The organism is Exiguobacterium sp. KJ 601 (assembly GCF_027161185.1).
GTDB classification, from domain to species: Bacteria; Bacillota; Bacilli; order Exiguobacteriales; family Exiguobacteriaceae; genus Exiguobacterium; species Exiguobacterium profundum.
This window is the reverse complement of sequence record NZ_JADHZG010000001.1, coordinates 1,843,996-1,859,457: the sequence shown is the minus strand read 5'-3', so window position 1 is coordinate 1,859,457 and position 15,462 is coordinate 1,843,996. Positions and strand designations below refer to the sequence as shown.

The following is a 15,462-nucleotide window of genomic DNA, read 5'->3' as shown; positions in this document are numbered from 1 at the left end:
TTTAGTATAGAGGATACAAACAAAAAGCGTCCGACCTTTTCTCAGGTCGAACGCTTTTTTTGTCATCACATATACATCGAGATCAACGTCAAGATGGCGAGCCCACCTTGTGTCAGGATAATCTTCTTGTCACTCGTGATACTGCCATATAGGGCAACGAGAATGATATAGATCAGCACCATGGTGACAATCTCGACCGGGTTAGGGGAGAGGTAAAGTCCGTACAAGAGCCCGACTCCGATCAATCCATTATAGACGCCTTGATTTTTGAACAAAACCGACACCGAGTCTCTCGTCAGTTCGTCTTTCGACATGCGGAAGACACGTGACGTCGAGGAAGATGCCGTCGCAATCGTCTCTAAATAGAAGATATAGAAGAATTCGATGGCGACAAACGTTCCGAGCACAAGGGTGAGCGTCGACATATTAGTTGACCGCTGCTACTTGCACGACCGGTTTCGCAGACACGTAGTTCGCCACGTTTTGTGCGAAGTTGATGAGGACCGGGTTTTGGTTGTGCTGCTCGAGAGCGGCTTGGTCTTCCCAGTTCTCAATCATGACAAAGCGGTTCTCGACAGATGTTGACTCGTATAGGTCGTATCCGACACAACCCGCTTCTTGTTTTGATGAGTCAATCAAGACTTGGATGTCGCGCAAGAAATTCTCGTGTTGTGATGCTTGGATATCGAATGTGGCGTTGACTAAGATCATGGGTGATTCCTCCGATTGTTTAACGAATTATTTGAACGATGTGACTGTTTGAGCATCAAGGCGAACTGATTCGTAACCTTCTTCTGCCGCTTTCCCGACAGACAAGATCATGACTGGTACGTAACGATCTTTATCGAGACCGAACGCTTCTGCGAGTTGGTCTTTCTCGAAACCGCCGATTGGGTTCGTGTCATAGCCGTGTGCACGGGCTGTGAGCATGAATTGCATCGCTGCGAGACTCGCATCGATTTTCACGATGTCGTTCATCTCTTGTTTCGAGAGGTTTTTGTAGTAAGGGATGATTGCGCCGAGCTGTTGGTCACGCACTTCTTGTGGCATTTTGCCTTCTGCGACCGCTTGATCGTAGATTTGTTCGCCGTACTCGTAGCACTCCATGTCTCCGAAGATGAGGAGCATCGCTGCAGACGAATCGTTTTGACGTGTGTTGAAACGGATGAGTGGTTTGAGCGTCTCTTTCGCTTCTGGGCTCTCGACGACGACGAAGCGCCATGGTTGCATGTTGACCGATGATGGGGCAGTCGTTGCTTCTTGAATCATCTCGAGCATCTCTTCTTGAGAGATTTTCACGTTCTCGTCATAGACACGAATTGATTTACGACCGAACATGACGTCTGTGAATGTATTGTTTTCGAATGTAGTTGCCATTGGTGAATTCCTTCTTTCTCTGTTTAGGCGTGACTGTTCAATTTTTGAAGCAGCCCGGATAAGTGTTGAATCTCTTCAGCGGACAAGGCTTGTAAGACGAGGTGGTTGGCCTGTTCGTCTCGTTCGCAGTGCCCGAGGTCTTGCTCTGCTTTCTCTGTAACGCGGACGAACATCTCGCGATGGTTCTCCGCGTTCCGCTCTCTGACGACATATCCTTTCTCTTCAAGGATTTTCAAATGTCGGGTGATGGCGGCATTGTCGATTTTCATTTCTTCTTTAATCACGCGTTGCGAACAAACGCCTCGTTCTTTGACGACTTGCAGCATCTCGTAGCGGGTCAGGCTGAATCCTGTCTCCCGTTCGAACGACGATGCGACGTTTTGTTCCGCCAACTTGATTTGGTAAAGTAATCGGCTGATTTCACGTAGGTCCATTGCGTCCCACCTTTCTCAATTGACTTATCAATCGTTGACTTGTCAAACGATACAACGTTTTGGATTGCCTGTAAAGTCAAACGCTCAAAAAAAGACGACACCAAATTATCGTGTCGTCTCCTCTTCGATGGGAGTGCCATCAAATCGATATTCTGTCGTGAATGTCGTCTCGTCGAATCCATACATTCGGTCGTAGGCATTCAAGTCCTCAATCGTCCGCACGTCGAGGAAGGACGGGTCGATGTCAGACGCTTTGCGCGTGAACATCATGTACCGTTCTGTGTAATCGTCATTTCCTCCAGGCTTTCCGTCGAACGAGAAGTGAATCCAATAGACATCGGATTCCACTACGCGCATGACGTCGAGAATCCGTTGTTTCTGTTCGTCCGTATTGTTCCAGTCTTCATGAAACATGATCGAGACGTCGAGATACGTCTTCGGATTCGTTTCATAGATGGACGTCGGGGTCGGGCTGACTTTTGCTTGCGCATCATCGGACACTCCGGTCGGTACTTCCGCACGGACAGTCTCTTCTTCTTTTATGATTCCTTGCGACACGAGTCGCTCGTGAATCGTCCGCTCTGCCTCGCGTTCCCAATACGTCTCGAGCACGTTATCGTGGATGGAGCCGTCACCATACGTTTCAAGATAGTAAGTTCCAGCGAATGGTTCTTTCGTCAATGTCATTTCCCCGATATAACCGCCCATATGCCAGTCGCGAGACAGTTCGATATCGGCTTGTTCGTTGTACGTTTCCTTCACATACGCCATATAAGTCTCCCTTGCCTCTGACTTTTCAAGCGTCGTATATACGAAGAGGCTGCCAGCAAGAAACCCACCAGCCATACCTGCCAGTAATCGTTTTTTAATCATTTCGTCACCTCTCGTTCAATCTACCTGATATTGAAGGAGAATACCTCGGTCCAAAGTCTTATTCAAATCATTTCCATTTCGCTGTAAACTAAAAGTGCCCTCAAAGAACTATTGTAATTGCGTGTACTAATACATATAATACACTTAAAGAGTAACATTGATTATGAGAGGGTGTGACCCATGTTATACAAAATCGATATGAAAAGTTCAGAACCGCTATACGAGCAAATCGTCAATCAAACGAAAGAACTTGTTATCCGTGGAATTTTACGACCAGGAGATAAGGTGATGTCCGTGCGTGAACTCGCCACCGATCTCGTCATCAATCCGAATACGGTCAGTAAGGCGTATCAGGAGTTGGAACGGCTCGGGCTGCTCGAGATGCGACGTGGACGTGGGACGTTCGTCTCCGAGGACTGGGTGGACGATGATGCGGCACGTGAGCCGGTCATCGCCTCGATCAAAAAGATTGCGATTGATTGCCACTATGCGAACGTGCCGTTAGACGAAGCCATTGGCGTATTGCGAACGGAATATGAGAAAGTAGGGAAATCCAATGCTGAAAGTTGAACAGTTAAGTAAAAAAATTGACCGTCAAACGATACTCGATGGCATCGACTTTACGGTCGAATCTGGAGAAATCATTGCGCTCGTCGGACGTAACGGTGCCGGTAAGACAACGCTTCTCCGGACGATGGTCGGCATCATTCGCCCAGATATGGGCGACGTGCTCTATGGTTCGAAGAGTATCTTTAAAGATGCGGGATTGAAGCGTGACGTCATCTTCGTACCGGATTCAGCCGACGCGCTTAAAAATTACACGGTGAATGAGGCGACGGACCTGTATGAATCGATTTATCCATCCTTCAACCGTACCATCTTCCGTGAGACATTGACGCGATACAACATCGACAACAAAAAGATCCGCCAGCTTTCTAAAGGACAAAAGGCACTTGTGACGTTATCACTCGCTTTCGCTGTCCAAGCGAAATACTACTTGCTCGATGAACCGACGGACGGTTTAGACGTCGTCGCCAAATCCGATGTGTTGAAGCTGATGATTGCTCAAGTCGAGAATCGGAACTGCTCGATCATCGTCTCAAGTCACCAACTGCATGAACTCGAACGCATCGCTGACCGCATCATCATGATTGAGAATGGACGTGTCAAGGCGATTTTGTCACTCGAAGAGGCACGTGCCCTCAGCATCAAGTGGCAAGTCGTCTTCAACGACCATGTCCCGGTCGAACTGCTAGAACGAAAAGATATCGAAATCATCAGCGTGACGGGACGTGTCGTGCTGTTCATGGCAAAAGAACGGACGGACGAGCTCGAAACGTTCATCGATTCATATAATCCGATGCTCATCGAAGAGATTCCGATGTCTCTTGAAGACGTCTTCCGTGTCCAGTTAGGAGGAGAAGCCCATGTTGTCTAAAGTATTGTTAAAGAAAGATTGGAAACAAGTGTCGTTGCTTTGGATGCTGCTCGTTTTCTTAGGCGTCGTCGCCTTCACTGTGCCGGCTTGGACACAATTCGAACAGTTTGATGAGCAGATTAAAGATGCACGAGCGAATTCTGTAGATTACGGGATCCCGTTTGAAGAACGAGATCGCCTGACGGTTGAGTCCTTCTTCGACCCTGATTCGAGTTTAGCTTTCTATCTTGGTGACATAGGTGATGTCATTCCGGTAGGACCAGTTGTATTCTTATTCGTCGTGTTTAGTGCGCTCATGGCCACGTCGCTCATTGGTGCCGAACGAAACAGTCAAATGTCGGACTTTTCGATGTCGCTCCCCTTCACCCGCACCCAGCTGTACATATCAAAATGGGTGTTGGGGGCAAGTGGGATTATCATGTCCACGCTGTTAGGAAGTATCGCGATGTTTGCATTGGTCGCCACTTCCCGTTATTCCTTCTTATTAGAAGGGACCGTATTTAAATCGATCGTGATCGTCCTGTATATCGCCTTGATTGGGATCTCGTTATTCTCGTTGGCTTTATGGATGGGATCGTTCGGTGGGGAATCGATTTCTCAATCAGTGTGGTCGTTTGTCGCCTTGATTTTCCCGTTAGGAATTCTCGCATTGATTCAAGGATCAGCTTACTCGCTGACTGGTAGAGGTGATGCGTTGGGTTGGTTAATCGATTCAGCTTATGAAAGTGTATTTATTCAAGCCATCTCACCACTCGGTAACTTGATGAATTTATCTTTATATGAATACATTCGATCCGATCAGTATTGGCAAGAGTTCGTCACGATTAGCATTCCATCGTCTATCGTCTTTATCGTCTTGTCATTATGGTTAGGAGCTTGGATGTACAATCGTGCACCGCAAGAAAACAACGGTCGTTTCTTCATGTTCAACAACTGGTTATGGCTCGTCCACATTATCATCGTTGGATGTATCGCGATGTTCACAGGAATTGTGTTCACGACATTCACGTATCAAGCGAACAGTATGTTGTACATCGTAGGCTTTGTGATCGGAGCGTTCTTAGCACACTTACTCGCTAAACGTTTGCTTTACCGCTTCAACTTGAGACTCAAATCGTAAGGAGGGACACCTATGAAACGCTTCTGTCTGTTGCTCGTACTCGTCATTTCACTGGCAGGATGTATGAACCCGGAACCGGACGCCTTTGAATACAAAGGGGCGAAAGTCGGGGACAATGCAGCCGTCGTCGGCATTGCCGGAAGTTTGCCGCTACATGAATGCTATCGATCGGTCGAACTGCAGACGAAGAAGCGTCCTTATGGGTTGACCGTCCGTTACGAAGACCCGGGTATGGAACGAGCGGAACAAGAACATCTGGCGATTCGGAATGCGGCTGCCTATTTCACCCTCATCCCGAACGCCGAAATCGTCCGTTTTGCTTTCCCGAACCGGACCTATGCCTTCTCTCGACCTGAAATGGAGGCATGGTTCGGGACTGACTTCTCAAATATTCGTCATGAAAAAGAATTGCAACAACTCATGAATCAGAAGCTTGAAAAACTGGATTCGAAAGATTCCTATTTTAGGCGGGTATGACAGCGATTGGATGACAAATCCAATCGCTTTTTTTGATATTTTCTGAAAATTATCGGGTAAAGGGTAGATGAAAGCGTTTTCTTAGCATTATAATAGGGGTAACTGAATGAGTATTCATTTCCTAAGGAGGAACAGCGATGAACAAACCGTGGTTACAAGATTATCCAGAAGGAATGCCCCAGTCAATCGATTATGAGGTAAAGCCGCTCTATGAGGCGTTGTCTCGCGCAGCAAAGGATTATCCGAATCGTACGGCCGTCTCCTTTATCGGAAAGGAGTGGACATTCGCGGAAATCGATGATGCCGCACGTCGACTCGGAACGATGCTTCAAGCGAAAGGGCTTGAAAAAGGCGACCGCGTCAGCCTCATGCTTCCGAACTGTCCTCAATACGTCATCTCGTTCTATGCCGTGCTCTATGCAGGAGGGACGGTCGTCCAGACGAACCCGCTCTACACGGAACGAGAGCTAGAAAACCTCGTCACGGACGCAGGGGTCAAAATTGTCATCACCCTCGACCTGTTATATCCGAAAACGCTTCGCGTCAGTGAGAAGACGGAGATTCAAACCGTGATCACGACGAGTATCGCTGATTACTTACCATTCCCGAAAAACAAACTGTATCCAATCAAAGTGAAACGGGAGAACAATATCGTCATCGATACGACCGGATCGACGCCGTTCAAAAATTATAAAGACTTTAACCCTATCACGCCGCTCGACATCGAACCGAAAGAAGATGTCGCCGTTCTTCAATATACAGGGGGAACAACGGGACTTCCGAAAGGTGTCATGTTGACCCATTTCAACTTGACGGCGAACGCGGATCAAATCACGAACTTATTCTATAAGTACAATCGCGGGGACGAGAAACGCGTCTTGTGTGTCGTGCCGTTCTTCCACGTATATGGGATGTCGTGCTGTCTGAACTTTGGGGTCACGAACGGCTATGAGCTCGTCCTCGTGCCACGTTTTGTAGTGACGGATGTCTTGAAGACGATTCAGAAGAAAAAGCCGCACTTCTTCCCAGGAGCTCCGACGATGTACGTCGGGATCTTGAACGACCCGAAACTGAAGAAGTACGATTTGTCTTCGATCGAGGCATGTATCTCGGGTTCGGCTCCGCTTCCAATCGAGGTGCAAGAGGAATTTGAGAAGATTACGGGTGGTCGCATTGTCGAAGGGTACGGTTTGTCTGAGACGTCGCCGGTCACGCATGCGAACTTCTTGTGGGATAAACGGATTGTTGGCTCGATCGGTGCCCCGTTATCGGATACTTCTGCTAAAATAGTAAAAGCAGACGGAGAAACAGAGGCGGACATCGGTGAAATCGGGGAGATCATGCTGAGCGGTCCACAAGTCATGAAAGGCTACTGGCAGAAACCGGAGGAAACGGCAGCCGTCTTGAAAGATGGGTGGCTCGCAACTGGTGACCTCGGCTACATGGGCGAGGACGGGTTCTTCTATATTGTCGACCGGAAGAAGGACATGATCATCGCAGGTGGCTTTAATGTCTATCCGCGTGAAATCGAAGAAGTCCTCTACGAACATCCGGCCGTGAAGGAAGCGGTCTGTATCGGTGTCCCAGATCCATATCGGGGTGAGACGGTCAAAGCGTTCATCGTCCTTCGCGATGGCTCGAGTGTGAAGGAAGAAGAACTCGACAAACATTGTCGTGAGAAGCTTGCGGCCTATAAAGTGCCGAAGTTGTATGAGTTCCGCGACGAGTTGCCGAAGACGTTCGTCGGTAAGATTTTACGCCGTGTCCTCGTCGACGAAGAGAAGGCCAAACAAGTGAAACAAAGCAGTTGACACCAAGCGTACGCATGATAGAATAATAAATGAATGAACCATCATTCATTTTTCTGCAACGGTAAGGAGCTTGGGGTTAATGACAAATCATATTTCGAAAAGTGACCGAATCATTGATGCGGCGGTCAAAGTAATTGCTAATCATGGCTATCACGGTGCTAAGGTGACAGCCATCGCCAAAGAGGCGGGTGTCGCGGACGGCACGATCTATTTGTACTTCAAAAACAAGGAGCATCTCTTAATCCAATTGTTCCAAGCGAAGATGGGGCTGTTCATCGACTACTCGAAACAACAAATCGAGAGCGAGACGTCAGCCGGGAGTAAGTTGTATCAGTTGATTGAATCACATTTGAAGCAACTGTCGGCAGATTACGACCTCGCCGTCGTGACACAAATCGAACTGCGGCAGTCGAACTTGGTGCTTCGCCAAAAAATCGGAGAAGTGCTCAAACCGTATTTGAACTTAATCGATTCTGTCGTCAAACACGGAATCGAGACAGGTGAGTTCGACAAGGATTTAGACTATCGACTCGCCCGTCAAATGATTTTCGGCACAATCGATGAGGTTGTGACGAGTTGGATGGCGAGCGGCTTCAAGTATGATCTGTTGTCGACGCTTCCAAATGTGCACCATATGTTGAAAAAAGGGCTTACGTAACAGTGAGCCCTATCACTAGCTCAAAAAATGAATGCTGATTCATGAATGATGGGAAAGAATTGACTAAAGGGGGATCAACCATGAATATTTTTGTTTTGCTGAAACGTACGTTTGATACTGAGGAAGCGATTCAGCTCGAGAATGGGGAAATTCAAGAAGACGGCGCTGAGTTTATCATCAACCCGTATGACGAATATGCGGTCGAAGAAGCGATTCAAAAACGTGACGCACTCGGGGGAGAGGTCACGGTCGTCACGGTAGGACCAGAAGACGCGGATAAAGAATTGCGTACAGCGCTTGCGATGGGAGCAGACAAAGCCGTTCGTATCTCAATCGAGGACGATGTTGAGGATGCGGACCATGTCACGATTTCAAAAGTGCTCGCCACATACTTGAAAGAACAAGACGCGGACCTCATCTTCGCAGGGAACGTAGCAATCGATGGCGGTAGCGGACAAGTCGCACCACGTGTCGCAGAACTTCTCGACATGAACTACGTGACGACGATCACGGCTCTTGAAATCGATGGCACGACGGCTACGGTCACACGTGACGTCGAAGGGGACACGGAAGTCATCGAAGTCGCACTCCCACTTCTCGTAACGGCACAACAAGGGTTGAACGAGCCACGTTACCCGAGCTTGCCAGGAATCATGAAGGCGAAGAAGAAACCGCTCGAAGAACTCGAACTCATGGACATCGATCTCGATGAAGATGAAATCGAAGCGAAAATCGAGACGATTGAACGATTCTTGCCAGAAGAGAAGAAAGCCGGTCGCATCCTTGAAGGCGATATGTCGACACAAGTGAGCGAGCTCGTACAACTTCTTCGCACGGAAGCGAAAGTCATTTAAGGGGGAGATCATAGATGAAAGCTTTAGTACTCGCAGAAGCGCGTGAAGGCGCGTTACGTAACGTATCATTCGAAGCCATCGCTGCGGCGAAGCAATTGACAGACGATGTGACGGCAGTCGTGATTGGGGATCACGTGCAATCACTCGCACAAGAACTCGGGGAGTATGGTGCAAGTCGTGTCCTCGTCGTCGAAGATGATCGCCTCAAGCATTATACGCCAGACGGCTACGGACAAGTGCTCCGTCAGTTGATCGAGCAAGAAAATCCGGAAATGATCGTCCTCGGACATACGGCTCTTGGGAAAGACATCGCACCGAAACTTGCGGCACGTCTCGATGCCGGACTCATCAGTGACGTTGTCTCCATCGAAGGAACTGGACGTGATGCAGAGTTCGTGCGTCCAATCTACTCAGGGAAAGCGTTCGAAAAAGTGAAGTTCAAAGATTCGGTCATGTTCTTCACAATCCGTCCAAATAACATCGACGCACTTGCACGTCAAGCGGGCGTGAGCGTTTCTGTTGAAACGCCGGCGGTCGAATTGAAAGACCTCGCGATGATCGTCAAAGAAGTCGTGCGTAAGGCGACTGGGAAAGTAGATTTGGCGGAAGCGAAAGTTATCGTCGCAGGTGGACGTGGCGTGAAGAGCGAAGATGGATTCAAACCGCTTGAAGAGTTGGCTGAGCTTCTCGGAGGCGCGGTCGGTGCTTCACGTGGAGCATGTGACGCTGACTACTGCGATTACGCACTTCAAATCGGACAGACGGGTAAAGTCGTCACACCAGACCTCTACATCGCATGTGGGATTTCAGGAGCGATTCAGCACTTGGCTGGGATGAGTAACGCGAAAGTCATCGTCGCCATCAACAAGGACCCAGAAGCAAACATCTTCAGCGTGGCAGACTATGGCATCGTCGGCGACTTGTTCGATGTCGTCCCGATGTTGACAGAAGAGTTCCGTAAGCACCTCGTCAATAGCTAATAAGCAAAACGTTTTGGGGTTGTTACCCTCCGTGGTATACTCTGAACATGAATTGCATGAGAGTTCTTTACCAGGACTCTCTCATCTTATTGGGGAGGTTTTTACAAATGGCTATTAAACACGCAACGACTCAATCGTTTGAACAAGATGTAAAAGAGGGCGTCGTCCTCGTAGATTTCTGGGCAACTTGGTGTGGACCATGTCGCATGATCGCGCCAGTTCTCGAAGAACTCGATCAAGAAATGGGTGACCAAGTCCAAATCGTGAAACTCGACGTCGACGAAAACCCTGAAGTCGCAGGTGCTTTCCAAATCCAAAGTATCCCGACACTCATGATGTTCAAAGATGGCGAGCCTGTTTCGAAAACAATGGGCTTCCAACCAAAAGAAGCATTGAAAGAGTTTATCGCGACAGCACAATAATTGCGTAGCAGCCGATTGAGATCGGCTGCTTTTTTGTTTTGCGGAATAGAAAAGAAGGAAAAGGACAGGCAAGTAGGGAATAAGTTGAGTTATTCCACGCACCCTCAATCCGGTCATATTCCGATACATAACGTCTGATTTCAAAATTTTTTTTGAAGAAATTCCGTCGGCTTCCTTCATATTTAACAGATTCGGAATTTTGACGGGGGAGCGCTTGAACTGGAAGCTTTTATCATGGAAACAGACTGAAAATTTACGCTATACTCATGAGGAAGACATGATGGAGTCAAGTGACCTTACTTTACGGCTCAATCTATTGTACGACTCTGTTCGAAGGAGGAATTTTCTTGTCGCTGTTACATTTAGCTATTTTGTTGCCGCTTCTTGCGGCACCATTCATCCCGCTTTTGTTCCGGGGGATGAAACAAATTCATACAGGCTGGTTCGTCTTGATCGTTCCGGTCGTGCTCGTCACCTACTTCGCCGGATTCATTCCGATCACGAGTGCAGGGGACGTCGTGACAGAGACGATTGCGTGGATGCCATCCCTCGGGATTAACTTCACGGCATACGTCGATGGACTCAGTCTCTTGTTCGCCCTTCTCATCACGGGAATCGGCGCACTGGTCGTCCTTTATTCGATTTACTATTTGAATAAGGACAAAGAGTCGCTCGGGCATTTTTACGTGTATCTCTTGATGTTCATGAGTGCGATGCTCGGGGTCGTTCTCTCGGATAACATGATTGTCATGTATATGTTCTGGGAGCTCACATCGATTTCATCATTCCTGTTGATTGGATATTGGTATGAGAAAGAACGTTCCCGCTATGGAGCGCAGAAGTCGATGCTTCTCACCGTGTTCGGCGGATTGTCGATGCTCGGGGGGATCGTCTTACTCGAATCGATGGTCGGTTCGTACAGTATTCGCGATATGGTCGCGAACTCGGGCGTCATCGCCGAGAGTCCATTCTTCCTCGTCGCGATGATTCTCATCTTGCTCGGGGCGTTCACGAAGTCAGCGCAGTTCCCGTTCCACATCTGGTTGCCTGACGCGATGGAAGCACCGACTCCGGTCAGTGCGTACCTCCACTCAGCAACGATGGTCAAGGCGGGTCTCTACCTTGTGGCCCGCATGAGCCCGGTGTTCCAAGAATCATCCGTCTGGCTATGGACGATTGCCGGAGTCGGGATGTTCACGATGTTCTGGGGTTCATTCAATGCCGTGAAGCAGACCGACCTGAAGGGAATCCTAGCGTTCTCGACCGTCAGTCAGCTCGGGTTGATCATGTCACTCCTTGGACTCGGAGCGGCGGCGCTCCACTATGACGGCATGGATGACAACATCTTTATGGTCGCGACGATTGCGGCGATCTTCCATTTGATCAACCACGCGACGTTCAAAGGCTCGCTCTTCATGATGGTCGGGATTGTCGACCACGAGACGGGCACACGTGACATTCGTAAACTCGGTGGTCTGATGACCGTCATGCCGATTTCATTCACGGTCGCCGTCATCGGTTCGTTATCGATGGCTGGTCTTCCGCCATTTAACGGATTCTTGAGTAAAGAGATGTTCTTGAAGGCGACGACGAAAGTCTTCTCGGCCGACTTCTTCGCGCTCGATACGATTGGGATTCTACTCCCGATCATCGCCTTCGTCGGAAGTGTGTTCACGTTCATCTACAGCATCATGCTGTTCACGCGGACGTTCATGGGCAAGGCGAAGTTCGATCAATTGCCGAAACAACCGCATGAGGCACCGATCGGCATGTTAATTTCGCCGGTCATCCTCGCGATTCTCGTTGTTGGTCTCGGGTTCTTCCCGAACGTGTTGTCGAACTCGCTCATCAAGCCAGCCGTCGAGTCGATCTATCCGACACTCGTCGCGCAAGGGCAAGATGTTAAAGTAGATATTTACTTCTGGCACGGTTTGACGCCTGAACTATATATGACAATCGGGGTGATCCTTCTCGGTTCATTGCTGTTCTGGCAAATGGGTAAATGGATGGGCATCTACAACCGCATCCCACATCGTTTGACGCTCAACGGGATGTACGATGGTACGCTCGTATGGTCGAACAAGGCGGCATATCGCTTTAAAGACAACTACATGACTGGTTTCATCCGGTCGTACTTGATCTATATTTTCGTCTTCCTTTCAGGTATGATGCTCTTCAGCATCTGGTGGTTTGACATGTACCGCTTCTCGTTTGAGAACCTGGCTGAGATTGCACCTTATGAATATGTGCTCGGAGCTGTCGTCATGCTAGCGGCGCTCGCGATTCTCTTCATGAAGTCGCGTCTCCCGTCCATTATCCTACTTGGGGTCGTTGGATATGGAGTGGCACTGTTCTTCGTCTTCTTCGGTGCACCGGACTTGGCGCTCACGCAGCTCGTCATCGAGACGGTCTCGGTCGCATTGTTCTTGCTCGTCTTCTATCACATGCCGGACATCAGCAAGAAGGAAGTACGGATGCGTTTCAAAGTCGGGAATGCCATCGTGGCTGTTCTCGTCGGGACGACCGTGACGCTTCTCAGCTTCATGGCGCTCACAAACAAATCGCTCACTTCGATCTCAGAGTATTACAAAGAGAACGTGTATGAGCTTGCAGCAGGTAAAAACATGGTTAACGTCGTTCTCGTCGACTTCCGTGGATTTGATACCTTGTTTGAAATCGTGGTTCTCGGGATTGCGGCTTTCGGAATCTACACGATGATTAAATTTAGAACAACACGACGTACGAAAGGAGAAGGTGAACATGAAGCAAAACAGCAGACGCGTCAATGACGTTATTTTGCAGACGGCCGCGATTATCATTTTCTTCATCATTGTCATCTTCTCCATCGACTTGTTCTTTGCCGGTCACTATTCACCAGGTGGAGGATTCATCGGTGGATTGATGACATCCGCGGCACTCGTCTTGTTGCTACTCGCATTTGATTCGAAGACGCTCGCGAACGTGCTCCCGATCGACTACCGTCTCATGACGGCGACCGGATTACTGATTGCCCTTGCGACAGGTCTTCACTCGGTTTTCTTGGGTCGTCCGTTCTTGACGCACGCATACGGGAAGTTTGACTTACCACTTCTCGGTGAACAGACCCTTCACACGGCGATTGCGTTCGACTTAGGGGTTTACCTTGTAGTCATCGGAATCACGTTGACGATTATACAAACGATTGGAGAGAGTGAATAATGGAAATCTTCGTTAGCATCATCATCGGTGTCCTGACGATGTGTGCCGTCTATCTTGTTCTCTCAAGAAGTTTGTTACGCATCATCATCGGCACTGCCTTGTTCAGTCACGCGGCACACCTTCTCGTCTTGACGACGGCAGGTTTGAAGACAGGGGCTGCCCCTGTTCTCGTCGACGGTGTGACGGAATTCACAGACCCGTTACCGCAAGCGCTCGTCTTGACGGCAATCGTCATCAGTTTCGGGGTGACGGCGTTCTTCCTCGTACTTGCCTACCGCACGTATCAGGAGCTCAGCACGGACAATATGGAAGAAATGAAAGGAACAGAATCGTATGATTAACTTACCGGTCTTTCCAATCGTCATTCCTGCGCTTGCGGCCATCCTTATGATGTTTATGCCAAAACGGGTCCAGCTGCAGCGCGCAATGGCTCTTGGAGCTTTAGTTATTACGGCGATCGTGTCACTCTTTCTCGTGCATACGGTCTCCACGGAGGGAATTCAAACCCTCAACCTCGGGAACTGGCAAGCACCGTTCGGCATCACGCTCGTATCGGATATGTTGTCAGCCCTACTCGTGACGACGTCGACTCTCCTCACGCTCTTCATCGTGTGGTTCGCCGTCCATTATTTCTCTGACTCATATGAAGGAAACTACTTGTACATCTCGATGCTCTTCTTGCTCGTCGGGGTGAACGGTGCCTTCACGACAGGTGATATCTTCAACTTGTTCGTCTTCTTTGAGGTCTTCTTGATGTCCTCATACGTATTGATTGTACTCGGTGGACGTGGCGTCCAGTTACGTGAGTCAATCAAATACTTGCTCGTGAACATCATCGCCTCGGCGCTCTTCGTCATGTCGGTCGCCTTGCTTTACGGTGTCACAGGTACACTCAACATAGCGGACTTGGCGATGAAGATCCCGCTTGTCGATAACCCGGACGTCATCACCGTCATCGGTGTGCTATTCGTCATCGTCTTCGGGATGAAAGGGGCACTCGTCCCACTTCACTACTGGCTCCCTGGAGCGTACGTGGTCGCACCGACCCCGATTCTCGCCATGTTCGGGGCTCTCTTGACGAAAGTCGGGGTGTACTCGATCTTGCGGACGTACACGCTACTCTTTGATGGGAACGGTGAGTTTTTACAGACGTTCCTCATGGTGCTCGCTGTCCTCACCATCTTCATCGGGATGACAGGGGCCATCGCCTATAACGACGTGAAGTTGATCATCATCTACAACATCATGATCGCAGTCGGGGTCATCTTATACGGGATTTCGGTCAACACGCAGACGTCCCTTGAAGGGTCGCTCTACTACTTGATTCACGATATGATCATCAAGGCCGTTCTCTTCATGCTCGTCGGGATGATGATCGGAATCACCAAATCCGGTCAACTCCGTGATATGGGTGGACTCATCACTCGCTTCCCGTTGTTCGGATGGACGTTCTTCGTCGCAGCGCTCTCGCTCGCTGGGATTCCACCACTCAGTGGATTCTTCGGGAAATTGTTGATCGTCTCAGGTGGGATGGACGAAGGCGAGCTGTTCGGACCACTTCTCGTCCTCTTGTCGAGTCTCTTCGTCCTCTATTCGGTCATGAAGATTTTCTTGAACGGGTTCTGGGGCGAGGCGAAGCGCGAGTATGATGGACCGCTCGTACCGTATACGAAGCGTTTGATTGTACCGGTCTTCTTGTTGCTCATCATTGCGGTCGCATACGGATTTGGGGCAGAAGCGATCCATCCGTATATTACGCAAGCGATTGAGCCGCTCGTCAATCCAGAAATCTATATCGATGCCGTGATAAAGGAGTGAAT

General features: G+C 49.2%; 18 protein-coding genes. 13 read left to right on the top strand and 5 right to left on the bottom strand.

What is annotated here, in order from left to right; all coding sequences use genetic code 11:
- Positions 1-65: 65 nt before the first annotated feature.
- The 5 genes from IRJ25_RS09550 to IRJ25_RS09530 form a co-directional block, all read right to left on the bottom strand.
- Positions 66-425: a DUF1304 domain-containing protein gene (locus IRJ25_RS09550; RefSeq protein WP_031421353.1), complete on the bottom strand. Its 360-nt coding sequence runs from the start codon at positions 423-425 to the stop codon at positions 66-68.
- Position 426: 1 nt separating this feature from the next.
- Complete coding sequence (locus IRJ25_RS09545) at positions 427-711, bottom strand: putative quinol monooxygenase (protein WP_269318162.1); 285 nt, start codon at positions 709-711, stop codon at positions 427-429.
- Between the two features lie 27 nt (positions 712-738).
- A complete protein-coding gene (locus tag IRJ25_RS09540; protein ID WP_214778980.1) occupies positions 739-1,377 on the bottom strand; it encodes a nitroreductase family protein in 639 nt (212 codons plus the stop codon).
- Between the two features lie 23 nt (positions 1,378-1,400).
- Positions 1,401-1,811: a MarR family winged helix-turn-helix transcriptional regulator gene (locus IRJ25_RS09535; protein ID WP_269318161.1), complete on the bottom strand. Its 411-nt coding sequence runs from the start codon at positions 1,809-1,811 to the stop codon at positions 1,401-1,403.
- Positions 1,812-1,916: 105 nt separating this feature from the next.
- Positions 1,917-2,684, bottom strand: coding sequence for a hypothetical protein (locus tag IRJ25_RS09530; protein WP_264092323.1), 768 nt, complete (start codon positions 2,682-2,684; stop codon positions 1,917-1,919).
- A gap of 180 nt (positions 2,685-2,864) precedes the next feature.
- Between IRJ25_RS09530 and IRJ25_RS09525 the strand changes: the two genes are divergently transcribed.
- The 13 genes from IRJ25_RS09525 (at position 2,865) to IRJ25_RS09465 (ending at position 15,460) form a co-directional block, all read left to right on the top strand.
- Complete coding sequence (locus IRJ25_RS09525; RefSeq protein ID WP_078146516.1) at positions 2,865-3,254, top strand: GntR family transcriptional regulator; 390 nt, start codon at positions 2,865-2,867, stop codon at positions 3,252-3,254.
- The gene (locus IRJ25_RS09520) at positions 3,241-4,122 is read left to right on the top strand and encodes an ABC transporter ATP-binding protein (RefSeq protein WP_264092324.1); all 882 of its coding nucleotides are present in this window, start codon (positions 3,241-3,243) and stop codon (positions 4,120-4,122) included. Before IRJ25_RS09525 ends, IRJ25_RS09520 begins: the two co-directional genes overlap by 14 nt.
- Complete coding sequence (locus tag IRJ25_RS09515) at positions 4,112-5,242, top strand: ABC transporter permease subunit (RefSeq protein WP_074037557.1); 1,131 nt, start codon at positions 4,112-4,114, stop codon at positions 5,240-5,242. Before IRJ25_RS09520 ends, IRJ25_RS09515 begins: the two co-directional genes overlap by 11 nt.
- A 12-nt stretch (positions 5,243-5,254) precedes the next feature.
- Positions 5,255-5,719, top strand: coding sequence for a DUF4825 domain-containing protein (locus tag IRJ25_RS09510; RefSeq protein ID WP_015881085.1), 465 nt, complete (start codon positions 5,255-5,257; stop codon positions 5,717-5,719).
- A gap of 137 nt (positions 5,720-5,856) precedes the next feature.
- Entirely contained in the window at positions 5,857-7,530 is a 1,674-nt protein-coding gene (locus IRJ25_RS09505) for an AMP-binding protein (RefSeq protein WP_269318159.1), read from the top strand.
- Between the two features lie 79 nt (positions 7,531-7,609).
- Entirely contained in the window at positions 7,610-8,188 is a 579-nt protein-coding gene (locus IRJ25_RS09500) for a TetR/AcrR family transcriptional regulator (protein WP_269318158.1), read from the top strand.
- A gap of 80 nt (positions 8,189-8,268) precedes the next feature.
- Positions 8,269-9,042, top strand: a complete 774-nt coding sequence (locus IRJ25_RS09495) for an electron transfer flavoprotein subunit beta/FixA family protein (RefSeq protein WP_031421365.1) — start codon at positions 8,269-8,271, stop codon at positions 9,040-9,042.
- A gap of 14 nt (positions 9,043-9,056) precedes the next feature.
- Positions 9,057-10,022 carry an electron transfer flavoprotein subunit alpha/FixB family protein gene (locus IRJ25_RS09490; RefSeq protein ID WP_269318157.1) on the top strand — a complete coding sequence of 322 codons (966 nt, stop codon included), beginning with the start codon at positions 9,057-9,059 and terminating at the stop codon, positions 10,020-10,022.
- Between the two features lie 107 nt (positions 10,023-10,129).
- Entirely contained in the window at positions 10,130-10,444 is a 315-nt protein-coding gene (trxA, locus tag IRJ25_RS09485) for a thioredoxin (protein WP_015881090.1), read from the top strand.
- 347 nt (positions 10,445-10,791) lie between these two features.
- Complete coding sequence (locus IRJ25_RS09480; RefSeq protein ID WP_078146522.1) at positions 10,792-13,233, top strand: Na+/H+ antiporter subunit A; 2,442 nt, start codon at positions 10,792-10,794, stop codon at positions 13,231-13,233.
- Positions 13,205-13,642 (top strand): Na(+)/H(+) antiporter subunit B, encoded by a 438-nt coding sequence (locus IRJ25_RS09475; protein ID WP_015881092.1) that lies wholly within the window; start codon positions 13,205-13,207, stop codon positions 13,640-13,642. The genes IRJ25_RS09480 and IRJ25_RS09475 overlap by 29 nt, the downstream gene beginning before the upstream one ends.
- Positions 13,642-13,983: a Na(+)/H(+) antiporter subunit C gene (locus IRJ25_RS09470; RefSeq protein ID WP_015881093.1), complete on the top strand. Its 342-nt coding sequence runs from the start codon at positions 13,642-13,644 to the stop codon at positions 13,981-13,983. The genes IRJ25_RS09475 and IRJ25_RS09470 overlap by 1 nt, the downstream gene beginning before the upstream one ends.
- Positions 13,976-15,460 (top strand): Na+/H+ antiporter subunit D, encoded by a 1,485-nt coding sequence (locus tag IRJ25_RS09465; protein WP_074037548.1) that lies wholly within the window; start codon positions 13,976-13,978, stop codon positions 15,458-15,460. Before IRJ25_RS09470 ends, IRJ25_RS09465 begins: the two co-directional genes overlap by 8 nt.
- The last annotated feature ends 2 nt before the right edge of the window (positions 15,461-15,462 follow it).

Excerpts from the sequence above, each read along its gene's own strand:
- IRJ25_RS09465 (WP_074037548.1), top strand. The coding sequence starts at position 13,976 with ATGATTAACTTACCGGTCTTTCCAATCGTCATTCCTGCGCTTGCGGCC.
- IRJ25_RS09535 (WP_269318161.1), bottom strand. The coding sequence starts at position 1,811 with ATGGACCTACGTGAAATCAGCCGATTACTTTACCAAATCAAGTTGGCG.
- IRJ25_RS09495 (WP_031421365.1), top strand. The coding sequence starts at position 8,269 with ATGAATATTTTTGTTTTGCTGAAACGTACGTTTGATACTGAGGAAGCG.
- IRJ25_RS09505 (WP_269318159.1), top strand. The coding sequence starts at position 5,857 with ATGAACAAACCGTGGTTACAAGATTATCCAGAAGGAATGCCCCAGTCA.
- IRJ25_RS09500 (WP_269318158.1), top strand. The coding sequence starts at position 7,610 with ATGACAAATCATATTTCGAAAAGTGACCGAATCATTGATGCGGCGGTC.
- IRJ25_RS09515 (WP_074037557.1), top strand. The coding sequence starts at position 4,112 with ATGTTGTCTAAAGTATTGTTAAAGAAAGATTGGAAACAAGTGTCGTTG.
- IRJ25_RS09525 (WP_078146516.1), top strand. The coding sequence starts at position 2,865 with ATGTTATACAAAATCGATATGAAAAGTTCAGAACCGCTATACGAGCAA.
- IRJ25_RS09540 (WP_214778980.1), bottom strand. The coding sequence starts at position 1,377 with ATGGCAACTACATTCGAAAACAATACATTCACAGACGTCATGTTCGGT.
- IRJ25_RS09475 (WP_015881092.1), top strand. The coding sequence starts at position 13,205 with ATGAAGCAAAACAGCAGACGCGTCAATGACGTTATTTTGCAGACGGCC.
- IRJ25_RS09510 (WP_015881085.1), top strand. The coding sequence starts at position 5,255 with ATGAAACGCTTCTGTCTGTTGCTCGTACTCGTCATTTCACTGGCAGGA.
- IRJ25_RS09470 (WP_015881093.1), top strand. The coding sequence starts at position 13,642 with ATGGAAATCTTCGTTAGCATCATCATCGGTGTCCTGACGATGTGTGCC.
- IRJ25_RS09520 (WP_264092324.1), top strand. The coding sequence starts at position 3,241 with ATGCTGAAAGTTGAACAGTTAAGTAAAAAAATTGACCGTCAAACGATA.
- trxA (WP_015881090.1), top strand. The coding sequence starts at position 10,130 with ATGGCTATTAAACACGCAACGACTCAATCGTTTGAACAAGATGTAAAA.
- IRJ25_RS09550 (WP_031421353.1), bottom strand. The coding sequence starts at position 425 with ATGTCGACGCTCACCCTTGTGCTCGGAACGTTTGTCGCCATCGAATTC.
- IRJ25_RS09530 (WP_264092323.1), bottom strand. The coding sequence starts at position 2,684 with ATGATTAAAAAACGATTACTGGCAGGTATGGCTGGTGGGTTTCTTGCT.
- IRJ25_RS09545 (WP_269318162.1), bottom strand. The coding sequence starts at position 711 with ATGATCTTAGTCAACGCCACATTCGATATCCAAGCATCACAACACGAG.
- IRJ25_RS09490 (WP_269318157.1), top strand. The coding sequence starts at position 9,057 with ATGAAAGCTTTAGTACTCGCAGAAGCGCGTGAAGGCGCGTTACGTAAC.